The organism is Achromobacter arsenitoxydans SY8 (genome assembly GCF_000236785.1).
Taxonomy (GTDB): domain Bacteria; phylum Pseudomonadota; class Gammaproteobacteria; order Burkholderiales; family Burkholderiaceae_B; genus Achromobacter; species Achromobacter arsenitoxydans.
Genome location: NZ_AGUF01000057.1, coordinates 129,518 through 142,575, shown reverse-complemented (window position 1 = coordinate 142,575; position 13,058 = coordinate 129,518). Strand labels below are relative to the sequence as shown.

Annotated in this window: 12 protein-coding genes; 11 read left to right on the top strand and 1 reads right to left on the bottom strand. The window is 66.6% G+C overall.

All coding sequences use genetic code 11. From position 1 onward, the window contains the following. Positions 1-15 precede the first annotated feature (15 nt). Positions 16-888, top strand: coding sequence for an MOSC domain-containing protein (locus KYC_RS18425; RefSeq protein ID WP_008165120.1), 873 nt, complete (start codon positions 16-18; stop codon positions 886-888). A 17-nt stretch (positions 889-905) separates the two neighbouring features. Here KYC_RS18425 and sugE read toward each other — a convergent pair whose 3' ends face one another. Next, positions 906-1,223, bottom strand: coding sequence for a quaternary ammonium compound efflux SMR transporter SugE (sugE, locus tag KYC_RS18420; protein WP_008165118.1), 318 nt, complete (start codon positions 1,221-1,223; stop codon positions 906-908). A 211-nt stretch (positions 1,224-1,434) separates the two neighbouring features. Here sugE and panD point away from each other — a divergent pair, with 211 nt between their 5' ends. The 10 genes from panD (at position 1,435) to KYC_RS18370 (ending at position 13,045) form a co-directional block, all read left to right on the top strand. Continuing rightward, positions 1,435-1,803: an aspartate 1-decarboxylase gene (panD, locus tag KYC_RS18415; RefSeq protein ID WP_008165116.1), complete on the top strand. Its 369-nt coding sequence runs from the start codon at positions 1,435-1,437 to the stop codon at positions 1,801-1,803. A gap of 69 nt (positions 1,804-1,872) precedes the next feature. Further along, positions 1,873-2,919 (top strand): CDP-6-deoxy-delta-3,4-glucoseen reductase, encoded by a 1,047-nt coding sequence (locus tag KYC_RS18410; RefSeq protein ID WP_008165114.1) that lies wholly within the window; start codon positions 1,873-1,875, stop codon positions 2,917-2,919. A 126-nt stretch (positions 2,920-3,045) separates the two neighbouring features. Further along, positions 3,046-4,302: a D-amino acid dehydrogenase gene (locus KYC_RS18405; protein WP_008165112.1), complete on the top strand. Its 1,257-nt coding sequence runs from the start codon at positions 3,046-3,048 to the stop codon at positions 4,300-4,302. A gap of 4 nt (positions 4,303-4,306) precedes the next feature. Next, on the top strand, positions 4,307-5,647 hold the full coding sequence (locus KYC_RS18400; RefSeq protein WP_008165110.1) for an extracellular solute-binding protein: 1,341 nt from the start codon (positions 4,307-4,309) through the stop codon (positions 5,645-5,647). Between the two features lie 220 nt (positions 5,648-5,867). Beyond that, positions 5,868-6,758 carry a TrbG/VirB9 family P-type conjugative transfer protein gene (locus KYC_RS18395; protein WP_008165107.1) on the top strand — a complete coding sequence of 297 codons (891 nt, stop codon included), beginning with the start codon at positions 5,868-5,870 and terminating at the stop codon, positions 6,756-6,758. Next, entirely contained in the window at positions 6,755-8,344 is a 1,590-nt protein-coding gene (locus KYC_RS18390; RefSeq protein WP_008165105.1) for a hypothetical protein, read from the top strand. Before KYC_RS18395 ends, KYC_RS18390 begins: the two co-directional genes overlap by 4 nt. A 53-nt stretch (positions 8,345-8,397) precedes the next feature. Further along, on the top strand, positions 8,398-9,693 hold the full coding sequence (locus tag KYC_RS18385) for a hypothetical protein (RefSeq protein ID WP_008165103.1): 1,296 nt from the start codon (positions 8,398-8,400) through the stop codon (positions 9,691-9,693). Next, positions 9,680-10,177, top strand: coding sequence for a hypothetical protein (locus tag KYC_RS18380; RefSeq protein ID WP_008165102.1), 498 nt, complete (start codon positions 9,680-9,682; stop codon positions 10,175-10,177). The genes KYC_RS18385 and KYC_RS18380 overlap by 14 nt, the downstream gene beginning before the upstream one ends. Positions 10,178-10,230: 53 nt before the next feature. Beyond that, the gene (locus KYC_RS18375) at positions 10,231-11,916 is read left to right on the top strand and encodes an ATPase, T2SS/T4P/T4SS family (protein WP_008165100.1); all 1,686 of its coding nucleotides are present in this window, start codon (positions 10,231-10,233) and stop codon (positions 11,914-11,916) included. A 58-nt stretch (positions 11,917-11,974) separates the two neighbouring features. Then, complete coding sequence (locus KYC_RS18370; RefSeq protein ID WP_008165097.1) at positions 11,975-13,045, top strand: hypothetical protein; 1,071 nt, start codon at positions 11,975-11,977, stop codon at positions 13,043-13,045. Positions 13,046-13,058: the final 13 nt, after the last annotated feature.

Genomic DNA, 13,058 nt, shown 5'->3' with positions numbered 1-13,058 from the left:
TGAGCCATCGCCGCCATGTCCGCCCGTATCCTCAGCCTGCACATCTATCCCGTCAAATCCTGCGCGGGCATCGACCTCGCCGAATCGCCCATCGACCGCGCCGGGCTGGCCTACGACCGCCGCTGGATGGTGGTCGACGCCGACGGCGTGTTCATGACCCAGCGGCAATGGCCGGCCATGGCGCTGATTCGCACGGCGCTCGCCCAGAATGCCCTGCGGCTGTCCGCGCCCGGAATGCCAGACCTGGACGTCGCGCTGGATGGATCCGGGCTGGAATCCGGCGCGCGGACCGTGGGGGTCTGGAGCGACACCATCTCCGCCCGCAGCGAAAGCGCGGCCGCGGCGCAATGGCTGACGGAATTTCTCAAGACGCCGTGCAGGCTGCTCAAGGTGGACATTGCGGCGCGCCGCAATGCCAAGCCCGACTGGGTCTCGCGGTGGGTGGATGCGCATCCCGACCTGGCCGACGCCTTCGTGGGCGAACATTGTTTCGGTTTCGCCGATGGCTTTCCGCTGCTGGTGGCAAACCAGGCCTCGTTGGACGACCTTAACGCCCGCCTGCAGGCCAAGGGGGCGGCGCCGGTGCCGATGGACCGCTTTCGTCCCAACATCGTGATCCAGGGCGAATGGGAACCCTTTGAAGAAGACCATACCGCCATGATCACGGCGGCGGACGTGCGCATGGCGTTCGTCAAGCCTTGCACCCGCTGCTCGATTCCGGACATTGATCAGCAAACCGCCAGGCAGTACGACGAGCCCGGCCGCACACTGGCGGGCTACCGCAACCTGGATATCGGGGTGGTGTTCGGCCAGAACGCCATCCTGGACGCGCCGGCGGGGGCGCGCCTGAAAGTGGGCGACGCGGTCGACATCGAACTGGATTTCTGACGCGCCGCCCGGCGGCGTTAGGCCGAAGACAGCTTCAGGCCTACCAGGCCCAGGACGATGAAGGCGACGCTGGCGATGCGCATCCAGCTGGTCGATTCCCCGAACAGCACGATGCCCGCCACAAAGGCGCCCACCGTGCCGATGCCTACCCACACGGCGTAGGCGGTGCCCAGCGGCAGAGACTTCATGGCCACGGCAAGCAGCCAAAAGCTGATGATCATGCCGCCCACGGTAAGTACAGACGGCCACAGCCGGGTGAACCCGTGGGTGTATTTCAGGCCAACGGCCCAGACGATTTCAAACAGGCCAGCCAATACCAGGATGATCCAGGTCATGCACGACTCCTACGATTGCATTGCCGGCGGGGCGCCGGCATAAATAGGGGTCGTCCCCGGAAAAGGCGGCAGCCATTTGACTGCGCGCAGCAACGGGCCGTCCCGTTGCGGCAAAAATTATAGAATACCGGCTTTCGACGGCAATCCCGGATGCCGGGCATCAACTCTTGCAACACTTCGCGTGCCGGGCCGCGGAACCAGGAATTTTTTTATGCAACGCATCATGCTGCGGGCAAAGCTGCACCGCGTCACGGTCACGGAAGCCGACCTTCACTACGAGGGGTCATGCGGCATCGACGAAGACCTGCTGGACGCTGCCGGCATGCGCGAGTTCGAACGCATCGAACTCTACAACGTCACCAATGGCGAACGTTTCGACACCTATATCATCAAGGCCGCGCGCGGCAGCGGCGCCATCTCCCTGAACGGGGCGGCAGCGCGCCGCGCCCAGGTGGGCGATCTGCTGATCATCTGCACGTACGGCCCCATGTCCGAAGATGATTCGGCCAAGCACAAGCCGCAGGTGGTGCTGGTCGACGACGCAAACCGCGTCAAGGAAATCCGCAAGTTCCCGGCTTGACGCCGGGCCGGGCGGAGCGCCATCCCGGCCAAGCCGGATAGCGCTTCGTCGCCTCTGAACCGTTTCATCATGAGCTTCCAGGTCATCATCCAACCCAGCAAGCATCAATTCCCGGTCGAGCCCGGCCAGACCGTGCTCGACGCCGCGCTGGCCGCGGGCATCGTGCTGCCCTACAGCTGTCGCAACGGCGCGTGCTCTACCTGCAAGGGCAAAGTGGTGTCCGGGGAGTTCGACGCCGGCCAGTATCCCGCGCAGATCCTTTCGCCGGAAGAACTGGCCGACGGCTACACGCTGTTCTGCCAGGCGCGGCCCGAGTCCGACCTGGTGGTCGAATCCACCGAGGTCCGGCTGGCCAGCGACATCCAGATCCGCAAGCTGCCGTCGCGCGTGCAGACGATGGAACGCGTGGCGCCCGACGTCACGGTGCTCAAGCTGCAACTGCCGGCTTCCGAACAGTTCCGCTACTACGCGGGGCAATACATCGAAGTCATCCTGAAAGATGGCCGCCGCCGCAGCTATTCGATGGCGGGCGCGCCCCACACCGGCAGCCCGCTTGAACTGCATATCCGCCACATGCCGGGCGGCCTGTTCACCGACCACGTCTTCGGCGCTGGCGACACGCAGATGAAAGAGCGCGAGATCCTGCGCCTGGAAGGGCCGTTCGGGTCGTTCTTCCTGCGCGAAGACAGCGACAAGCCCATCGTGCTGCTGGCCAGCGGCACGGGCTTCGCGCCGGTCAAGGCCATCGTGGAGCACATGATCCACAAGAACATCTCCCGTCCCGTCACGCTGTATTGGGGCGGCCGCCGTCCGCAGGACCTGTACATGGATGCGCTGGCGCAATCCTGGGCTGGCCTCCTGCCTGGCTTCCGCTATGTCCCCGTGGTGTCCAATGCCCTGCAGGAAGACGGCTGGACCGGCCGGACCGGCTTCGTCCACGAAGCCGTCATGAGCGATATCGCCGATATGTCCGGCCACCAGGTCTACGCCTGCGGCACGCCACTGATGGTGGATGCCGCGCGGCGCGAGTTCAGCGCCCAGAACGGCCTGCCTCCCGAGGAGTTCTACGCGGACGCGTTTACGTCCGAGGCCGATCTGGCCAAGGCCGGGTCTTAAGTAAGATGAAGTTTTATTACTTAGTCGGCGGCAAAGCGGCGGGGTAAACTGCTTTGGCAGCGGCTTGCCAGGGGGCGCGGACATCGGGTCCGCGCACGGAACTGGCTTGCAAGGAGCGATGCGGGCATGAAAGTAGCGGTATTGGGAAGCGGCATTATCGGCATCTCCAGCGCCTGGTGGCTAAGCCAGGCGGGTCATGACGTCGTGGTCATAGACCGCTGCACCGGTCCCGCACAGGAAACCAGCCTGGCCAATGGCGCGCAGATTTCCGTGTCCTACGCCGAGCCCTGGGCCAATCCCCAGGCGCCCCTCAAGCTCCTGAAATGGATGTTCCGCGACGACGCGCCGCTGCTGTTTCGTCCGCAACTGGACTGGCGGCAATGGATGTGGGGCCTGGCGTTCCTGCGCGAATGCCTGCCCAGCCGCCTAGCTCCGAACATCCGCGCCATGGTCCGCATGGCCGAATACAGTCGCTCCACGCTGCGCGGCATGCGCGCTGAACTGGGCATCCAGTACGACCACCTCGAACGCGGCATCCTGAATTTCTACCGCGATCCCCACGAATTTGAAAATTCCCAGCGCGCCGCCGGACTGATGCGCGACTTTGGCGTCGAACGTCGCGTGGTGTCGGCCGACGAGGTCATCGCGATCGAACCCGCGCTGGCGCCGCATCGTAAAACCATCGTCGGCGGCGACTACACCCCCGAGGACGAAAGCGGGGACGTGCACCTGTTTACCGTTGCGCTGGCTGAACACTGCGCCCGCGCCGGTGTCGAGTTCCGCTACAGCACCCGCGTGACGCGTTTGCTGACCACGGGCGGCGCCGTGCAAGGCATCGAACTCATTCAACCCGACGGACAGTACGCCACGCTGGCGGCCGACGCCTACGTCGTGGCGATGGGCAGCTTCAGCCCCATGCTGCTGCGGCCCCTGGGCATTCCGTGCAACGTCTACCCGGCCAAGGGCTATTCCGCGACGTTTCCCGTTCTTAATCCGGGTGCGACCCCCACTGTCAGCCTCACCGACAGCAGCCACAAGATCGTCTTCTCGCGCCTGGGCGACCGCCTGCGTATGGCCGGCACTGCGGAACTGTCCGGCTATTCCCGCGGTCTGAACACGGGTCGTTGCGAAGCGTTGACCGGGTTGGCAAAAGAGTTGTTCCCCGACGCGCTCGATTTCGAGCGCGTCAGCTATTGGTCGGGCCTGCGCCCGTCCACTCCCTCGAACGTGCCCATCATCGGCCGCAGCCGTATTCCGAATTTGTATATCAATACAGGACACGGTACGCTTGGCTGGACGATGGGTGTTGGCTCGGGCCGGGCTCTGGCCGATCTGCTCAGTGGACGGCGGCCGGAACCGGAATTCCCTTTTCTTGGTCTGTGAACCTATGAAGAAACTGCAATTGGCGGGCGTTGCCCGCGCGATGTTCGCCAGCCGGCGCGCATGGGTGTTTGGCGCCGCGATGGCGATGGCCGGCGCGGCAAACGCCGCCGCCGTGGAAATACAGGTCTGGCACACGCTGACAGACGCAAACAAGGCCGAATTCGAAAAGCTGGCCAAGCAGTACAACAAAGAACAGGACGATGTCCGCGTCACGCTGCGCGGCTTTGCTACACCCGCCGCGCTCGAGCAGGAAGCGGTGTCCGCAGTGAAGGCCAAGAAGGGCCCGAACCTGCTGCAGCTCTCCGACAACCACTCTCCCGAAGTCGTCGCCCAGCACAAGGCGGTGCTTCCGCTGTACGAATTGCTGGCCAAGTACCCGATCAAAGACCTGAACTGGTTCATCCCCGCCACCAGCAGCTTCACGCGCGACAGCAAGGGCCGCATCCTGGCGTTCCCCTGGATGGCCGAAGTGCCGGTGATGTTCTACAACACCGCCGCCTACAAGAAGGCCGGCCTCGATCCCAACAAGCCTGCCCGCACCTGGACTGCCCTGCAGGGCGAATTGCTCAAGCTGCGCGACGTGGCTGATATTGATTGCCCCTACGCTTCCAGCGACCAGGTCGCGGTTCACCTCGAGAACCTGGCCCCGATCAACAACCAGTCGTTCACCAGCAACAACAACGGGCTGGACGCGGTCACCAAGAAGTCCGCCGCGCCCGCCATGCAGTTCGATACGCTCTACATGCGCCACATCTCGCTGATGGTTAGCTGGAAGCGTTCGCTGCTGTTCACGGCCTACTCGGGCGACAACGCCAGCGACAAGCTGTTCGCCAAGGGCGAATGCGCAGTGCTGACGGCGAACTCGGGCGCGTTCGGCCAGTTCCTGGCCACCAAGTCGCTCTCCTTCGGCGTGGCTCCGTTGCCTTACTACGAGCAGGCCACCAAGGAAGGCGGCAAGCCGTTCGTCAGCGGTTCCGCGCTGTGGGCGCTGGAAGGCCATCCGCAAGCCCAGGAAAAGGCCACGGCGCAGTTCCTGGCCTGGCTGTCCAAACCGGTCGTCGCCGCCGAATGGCACCAGCGCACCGGCTATCTGCCCCTGACCGAGGCTGCGTTCCGCGCGTCCGACGTGTCGTTCTACAGCAAGATTCCGGGCGCACAGACGCTGATCGCCTCGATGAGCGCCAAGCCCGTGAACACCAGCCGCGGCTTCCGCATGGCTAACTACGAACGCATCGAGCCCGTGCTCAACAAGGAACTCACCGACGCCTTCGAAGGCAAGGTGCCTCCCGTCGCGGCCCTGAACAATGCGGCCTCGCAGGCGCGCAGCATCGCTGCTCAGCGCTGATTCCGCTGGAACGGCGCGGCGCCGCTGACGCGGGCGTCGCGTCCTTGCAGGAAAAGCCCGGTCTACACTGACCGGGTTTTTTTTCGTCCGCTGCCTGGGGAGCGGACAGGATGGATCAATCCATCCATGCGTACATGCCAGTCTGGCGGCGCCCGGAGCGCCCGGCCATCATGCCTCTCATGCGCGTCGCTTCTGATGCGCCTTTTGCTCGCGGTGAGGCATGGTGCGAATCTTCTTCCTGGTGGCCGGGCTGTCCTGTCTCGGCGCGTGCTCTTGGTCGGGTCAGGGCCTGGGCGGCTCTTCCTGGCAACCTGCGGGCCCGTCCGCGCAGGGCTTTCGTTTTGATTGGCAGCTCTCCGGCGATCCCGCCGTTGCGCCCCTGCAGGTCTTCGACGACGGCCGCGAAACCTGGCTGCAATTCCAGCCGGGTCAGCCGCTGCCAGCAATCTTCGGCGTGGGCAGCGACGGCGAACAAGCCTTGCCGTATGTGCGCCGCGATCCCTATGTGGTGGTCGTTGGCGCATGGAAAGGCCTGTCTTTCCGCGGCGGCCGGCTGACGGCCAGAGCGCAACGGGCACAGTCGGCCGAGGCGGCGTCGTCGCTATCGACGGCTTCGGCGCGAAGCGGGGCGGTCGAATCCCGTCCGCCTGAAGCAGCCGCCAGCGGACCGGACCTCGCGCACGGAATGCCCTCCGTTTCGACGCCAGCAGTTTCCCTGGCGCCGTCCGCCCCGAGCGCTGCGGCCGCGCCAACGCCTTTGACACGCAAGCTTCCCGATGACGTGTCGCCCCTCAACACGCCTGCCGCGGCACAGGCCTCCCTGTACCGCGCTGCGCCGCCAGACGCAACATTGCGAGCGGTGCTGGCGCGGTGGGCGATTGCCGCCGGATGGACCTTCCAGCCGCAGCATTGGGCCGTGGACGTAGATATCCCCCTGTCCGCAAGCGCCGAATTCTCGGGCGACTTCAAATCTGCCGTGCGCGAACTGCTGGGCTCGACGGAATTGGCCGACAGGCCCCTGCAACCCTGCTTCTATGGCAATCGCGTGCTGCGTGTCGTGCCTCTTGCCCAATCGTGTTCGCGTGCAGCGGCGCAAGGAGCCGCAGCATGAATTCCAGGCTGGTTGTTTCCATCACGCTTTCCTGCCTCCTTGGCGGGTGCTCGGTATCGCAACAGGTTTCCGACATGCGCCTGGCGGCCACCCGCAGGCATGCGGACGCCGCGGCCCGCCACCAGTCGTTCGCCGACGGCCTGTCCGACCGCCAGGCGCGCATCGCCGCGCAAGAGGTCGCGACGCCATGGCTGGCGGGCAAACCGCAGCCCCTGGCTCGCGAGATCCTGCTGCCGCCGGCGCTGCGCGAGAACGTGCAGACCACGTTGATGCTGGCCGACGACGCTGACCTTTCCACGCTGGCCCAGCGGCTCACCGCCGCGACCGGTATCGCCGTGCGAGTGCGCCCCGAGGCGCTGCTGCCTCAGGATCTGTTCCTGCCGCGGTTGGCCATCAGCGGTTCTCTCGCCGTCGCGGCGCCCGCGCGCATCGAGGTGCGCGCGGATCCCCAGCCCCTGGCGGATCTGCTGGATGCGCTAGCGGCGCGCTTTTCGGTGTATTGGCGTTACGAACACAATGCGCTCGAGTTCTACCGCACCGAAACGCGGGTGTTCGATCTGCGCGCGCTGTCGCTGGCCAGCAAGGTCGACGTGCGGCTCGGCCGTTCGGGCAGCGCGGAAGGCGAGGGCTTTGAAAGCACGTCCAATACGTCCTTGTCGGCGGGCGAGCACAAAGCGCTGGCGGTCCTGCGGGCCAACGTCCTGCCTTTTCTCACCCGATCCGGCGTCATCGCAGAGCAGGTCGAGGGCGCAGCCACGCTGGTCGTGACCGATACGCCGGATGCGCTGGAACGGGTTGCGCGCTACCTCGAACGCGAGAACAAGGCGCTGACGCGCCGGGTCCGCCTGGTCTTCGAAGAAATCACGCTTATTGCGAACAACGAAGCCTCGGCGGGAATCGACTGGACCGCCCTGTATTCCGTGGCGGGCGCGAGCGCGCGGTTTGCCGTGCCTGGCGTGCCGGGAACGGGCGCAGGCCTGCTTCAGGCCGCCGCCGGCAATGGCCCGTTCCGAGGGTCGCAGGCCATCGTTTCCGCCCTAAGCGCCATGGGATCCGTCGTGCGGCACAGCAAGATCCCGGTTCTTACCTTGAATCGCCGGCCCGTCACGCACGCGGTGCGCACCACCTTTTCCTATATCGACCGCGTGCAGAGCACGGCGGTCCCCGGCATGACGTCCAGCGGCGCCAACGGTTCGTTGCCCGCAGTGTCCATCAGCCAGAAAGAAGAAACCGTGGGTTCCTTCCTGACCCTGCTGCCGGACATCCAGGAAGACGGGCAGATCCTGCTTTCCATCGCGTACGACAACGCCGTTGCGCAACCGCTCAAGACCATCACTTTCGGAGAAAGCGCCAACCAGGTTCAGGTGCAGCAGATCACCATCGACGGCAGCGGCACCGTGCAGCAGATCGAACTGCGTCCCGGCCAGCCCATGATCGTCTCGGGCTTTGATCGCAAGCAGGACCAGCATGACCGTCAACGCCTCGCGCCTGGCATGCCGCTGCTGGCCGGCGGCAGGGACAGCGTCGCCTCTGATCGCCTGACGACGCTGATCCTCGTGACGGCCCAGGTCGAGGAAGGGTACTGAACGTGGACCGGGCCCCTCATATCCTGCAGTTTGAATGTCCCGGCTCCGGGCGGATGCTTGCCTTCGGTCTGCGCTGGTTTGCGCTGATCGGGTCCAACGTCCCTAAATTGGCGCGTTCGCGCGGGCGGCGCCTGCGGGCCACGCACTACGTCGTGGGTGGCGCCCCCGCCACAGTGGCCGGCTTTGGACGCGCGCGTCCGGGCCTGCGGCGCAGCCGTCCCGCGTGGTCCTCGCATGGGGCTGGCGTGTCGCCGCCACAGGCGGCCGCGCAGCTGTTTGCGCTGTTGTACCCCGAGGGCGCCCATAGCCTCGTGCGCTTGCCGGACGGTCGCCACTGGCTGGCGGCGGCGCAGGGCGGCGCGGTCCTCTCGCAGGCGGACAAACTGTTCGGATCGCTTGAAGAGGCCCGGCGGGAACAGCAGGCGCTGCTCGCGCTGCGTCCTGGGCTCAGGGAGCAGGACGGCGAACTGGTCTGGGCCGCCATGATGCGGGCGGTGGAACCCGGCGCCGCGCTGGCGGCGCTGCCATCGCGCTGGGCCGAGCTGCCGTTGGCGCTGCGCGTGTTCCTGGTGTGCATCGGCCTTGCCGCCGCCGCGCCGCCCTTATGGAACACGGCATTCATTACGTTCGTTGGGCCAACCGCCGTCAAGCCGGAACCGGCATCGGTGCCGGATCCCCAGGTGGACGCCTATCGGGCCCTGGTGCACGCAACGCTCGCGCACGCGCCGGCCGAACTGGGCCGTCTGCTGGCCGGTGTGGGCAAGCTGCCGATACAGGTCAGCGGGTGGGCGCTGCGCCGCGCGCAATGCGATTCCGATGCGCTGCAATGGAACTGCGCCGCCGTATACGTCCGGGCCCACCCGCAGGCCACCAACCACGGCCTTTACGCCTTGCTGCCAGACGGCTGGCAGGTGTCGTTCAAGCCGCTCGAGGAAGCCACGCTGATGTGGCGCATGGCGTCCGGCGCATTGCGGCTGGCCGATATGACCCTGCCCGCCGCCCTCCATGTCGACACGCAGGTGGTAGGCGGGCTGCAGGGATTGCGGCCGGCATTCGCTTCCGTATCGCTGTCGCCGGCCGCGCCGCTGATGCCGCTGATGCCGCGAATGGCGGCTGCGCCGCAAACGCATACCGGGCAGGCGGCTCCGTCCCTACCGGACATGCCCGTGATCCGGCGCCGGGCGCTGGTCCTGCATGGGCCCTTGCGGTCGATGGCGCTGTTGCCGGGGCCCATCTCCGCAGCCCGATGGTCCCGGCTCGTGGTCAATGTGCAGCCGCAACTGCAGCCCAGTCTGACGTCAAGTGCGCTCGTCGCCGAATTGCAGGGGGATATCTATGAACAGGAATGAGCATTGCATTTTCAGCCGGTCGGTTTTCGGACGGCTTCTTCTCGGCATCGTTGCGGCGGCAAGCTCGGCCTCGGCGTGCGGGGCGCAGGGCGACGACGTGCAGGCGCTGGAGCCGCAGCCCTGGCCCGAGGCGGAAACCGTGCGCGCCCTGTTGCGGGCGGATGCCGCCGCCGCCCTGGCGGATTGCAGGGCGCCTGGCGTTTGCGGGCCGGGCGGGCCGCCGGCCTCAGCCGCCGCGCAGCCTGCTCGCCGGTCGGATGACATCCGCGTCGCCGCGATATTCGGCACCGCAAAGCGCCTGAATGTCGACGTGGTGGTCAACGGCTCTCTGCTGCGCTACCGGGCAGGCAGGGACGATCCCATTGCGGGGGCGGCCGCGATGGACGCATACCGGCTGCTGACCATCGACGGCGCCTGCGTTCGTCTGCACCGCGACGGCCGCGATCACACCGCCTGCCTCGACGCGGGAGGCCCCAGGCCATGACGCCGCAAACCTCTCCTGAGGGGGCATTGGCCGCGCGTGGGCCCGAGCTCGCCATGCCCGAACTCAACACCCCCGAAGACATCGCGCGCCTGCAACCTGCGTTCGTCAGGGCGTTGGGCAGCCAGTTCGACCTGGCCGCCCTGGCCGGACGCCTTTGCCCGGTGCTCTTGCAAGGCGGCGAGGCCGCCGTCTTTGCCGTCAGGGAATACACGGTCGGAGACCAGATCGACGAGATCGAGCGCATGGTGAGGGCGGCGGGATACCGCAAGGCTCAACCTTCCCGTTACGTGCTCCCCGCTCCGCTTCTGTTGATGATCGCCCGCGGCCAATTGACGGCTTCCGGCACGGGGCGCTGGAGCAGGTCAAGGCAGGCGGAAAGGGCTTCGGCGCTGGCGGCGCTGTTTCTCGATATCGTCCGCTGGGGCGTCGCCCAGGGCGCAAGCGACATTCACATCAATGTGGACCAGCGGCGCGACGCGGGCAATGTCCGCTACACCATCCATGGCGAATACGTCGGCACCGACCGCTTTGCGGGGGTGTCCGGTTCCACACTGCTCGAAGTGCTGGCCGTGGCCTGGATGGATGTGCGCGGCGGCAATGGTGCGGTGTTCGATCCGGCGCTCGAACAGCAGGGCCGCATCGCGCTGGATGTGGACGCCGTTCCCATCGTGCTGCGCTGGGCATCGCTTGCCGCCGACGCGGGTCCGTCGGTGTGCCTGCGCATCCTGCGGCTGGATGCTTCCGTGAACGGCGACCTGCTTGCGCTGGGTTATCTCCCGGGGCAGGCCGAAACCCTGCGGCGGGCGCGCGAACGCGAGGGCGGCGCCATCGTGCTGGCGGGCGTGGTCGGCTCGGGCAAGTCCACCACCATCGCCGCGCTGATGCAGGGAATTGCGCCCACGCGCAAGGTCATCACGCTTGAGGATCCGGTGGAATACCACATCGGCAACGCGCTGCAGAATACGCTTGCCGGCGCGCTTGCCGACTCCGCCTGGCCCGCGCTCGACGCCAAGCTCAAGACAATCAAGCGGTCGGCCATGAACGATCTTCTGATCGGCGAGATCCGGGACACCCATACCGGACGCGCCTTCATGGACCTGGCCAGTTCGGGCGTCAGCCTGTACGCCACCACGCACGCCGGCTCGGCCGCAATGATTCCAGAGCGCCTGGCGTCCGACGCAATCGGCGTGTCGCGGGAATTTCTGGCTACGCCCGGCATCCTGAAGCTGCTCATCTATCAGACCCTGTTGCCCCGGCTTTGCGGTGGCTGCGCGCTTCCGGTGGACAGCCTCTGGACCTCCTCCCGACGCCACGAAGGGCCTGGCGCGCAGGACTGGCGGGGCTGGATGCGCGAATTGCAGGCGGCTTTCGATCTGGACGCCCACGCGCTCAGGGTCAGGAACGCGGCGGGTTGTCCGCAGTGCCGGCGCGCGCAACTGCCGGAACTGAACGGCACTGCGGGCCGCAGCGTTGCCGCCGAAATGATCGAACCCGATTACGCAGAGGGTTTCCTGGACCGGGTGCGCAGACGCGACAACCAGGGGCTCCAGCAACAGTTCCAGCCCGTCAGCCGGACGGCTTGGCGCCATGCCAGCGCGCACGATGTACGGGCGCTGGATTGCGCCCTTTACAAGGTCAGCAATGGGGAAATCGACCCCCGGACGCTGCTGCGCCGATTCGAATTGCCCATTGCGCCCAGCGGCGTTCAGGCGGCGGCTGTCGGGGGCGTCCATGGCTGACCATGCCCGAGCTCCATTCATCCGGTTCCGTCTCCTCGGGGGCGGTCATCAGGGCCGCTTGGACGCGCTGAGGTTCCGCTCACAGCGCGCGGATTATTACGAGTATCTGGCCGATGTCGTAGAGGGCACGCAGGGGCGCAAGAGCCTGCGCGACATCTTCGACGACGACGCGCGCCGCTACGGTCAGGCGACCGTGCGCGGCCGATTGTGCCTGCGCTGGGCCGCCGCCTATCTGGACGCCGGCGGCGACCTGGGGGCCGCATGGTCGGGCACGTTGCCGCACGGCGAATGCCAACTGCTGAGTTGCGTGCAGGAAGAGGGCGGCGATCTGGCTGCGGCGCTGCGGGATCTGGCGCGGGCGGTCAGGCTGTCGTCCGACGCCTGGCTCGCCACGCTGTCGGCCGCCGCGACCGGCGTGGTGGCGGCCATGGTCGCGTTCGGATTGATGTGCGCCATTCCATTCTTCAGCGTGCCGCGGCTGCAGCAGGTGTTTCAAGCCGTGCCGCCCGAAGACTACCCGTCGCTGACGCGTGCGCTCTTCGCGCTGGCCGGCGGCCTGCGCCAATGGCTTGCGCTCTGGGTGGTGCTGATCCTGGGCGCCGTCCTGCTTACCCTGTGGTCGCTGGCGAACCTGACCGGCGAGATCAGATCCTTGCTTGACCGCTGGCTGCTGTGGCGGCTCTATCGCGATTTTCAGGCGATCCGCTTTCTTTCCCTGCTGTCCGTGCTTATCAGGCAGCACGGCGCGGCCGATACCCGGCTGAGGCATGCGCTGGCGGTGCAGGCGCGCGAGGCGCCGCCCTGGCTGCACGCGCACCTGCAGGCCATGCTGGACCGTATAGATGGCGGAGCAAGCGGTCCCGAGATCTTCGGCACCGGCCTGCTGGACCCGGAAACCTGGTGGTACATGGCCGACATGATGGACGCCTTGGGCGTGGAGCCCGGGCTCGCCCGCGTACGCCAGCGGGTCGAACACCGCCTCCTGTCGCGGGTGCGGCGGCAGGCGCTCGTGTTGCGCTGGTCGCTGCTGATCTCGTCCCTTGCGGTCGTGTTGGGTATCACGCTCTGGCATTACGCGGTGATCGACGAGCTGCGTCAGGCGCTGACCAATTTCTATGCCAGCCAATAGGCGCTGCAAAGGC

Excerpts from the sequence above, each read along its gene's own strand:
- KYC_RS18425 (WP_008165120.1), top strand. The coding sequence starts at position 16 with ATGTCCGCCCGTATCCTCAGCCTGCACATCTATCCCGTCAAATCCTGC.
- sugE (WP_008165118.1), bottom strand. The coding sequence starts at position 1,223 with ATGACCTGGATCATCCTGGTATTGGCTGGCCTGTTTGAAATCGTCTGG.
- panD (WP_008165116.1), top strand. The coding sequence starts at position 1,435 with ATGCAACGCATCATGCTGCGGGCAAAGCTGCACCGCGTCACGGTCACG.
- KYC_RS18410 (WP_008165114.1), top strand. The coding sequence starts at position 1,873 with ATGAGCTTCCAGGTCATCATCCAACCCAGCAAGCATCAATTCCCGGTC.
- KYC_RS18405 (WP_008165112.1), top strand. The coding sequence starts at position 3,046 with ATGAAAGTAGCGGTATTGGGAAGCGGCATTATCGGCATCTCCAGCGCC.
- KYC_RS18400 (WP_008165110.1), top strand. The coding sequence starts at position 4,307 with ATGAAGAAACTGCAATTGGCGGGCGTTGCCCGCGCGATGTTCGCCAGC.
- KYC_RS18395 (WP_008165107.1), top strand. The coding sequence starts at position 5,868 with ATGGTGCGAATCTTCTTCCTGGTGGCCGGGCTGTCCTGTCTCGGCGCG.
- KYC_RS18390 (WP_008165105.1), top strand. The coding sequence starts at position 6,755 with ATGAATTCCAGGCTGGTTGTTTCCATCACGCTTTCCTGCCTCCTTGGC.
- KYC_RS18385 (WP_008165103.1), top strand. The coding sequence starts at position 8,398 with ATGCTTGCCTTCGGTCTGCGCTGGTTTGCGCTGATCGGGTCCAACGTC.
- KYC_RS18380 (WP_008165102.1), top strand. The coding sequence starts at position 9,680 with ATGAACAGGAATGAGCATTGCATTTTCAGCCGGTCGGTTTTCGGACGG.
- KYC_RS18375 (WP_008165100.1), top strand. The coding sequence starts at position 10,231 with ATGCCCGAACTCAACACCCCCGAAGACATCGCGCGCCTGCAACCTGCG.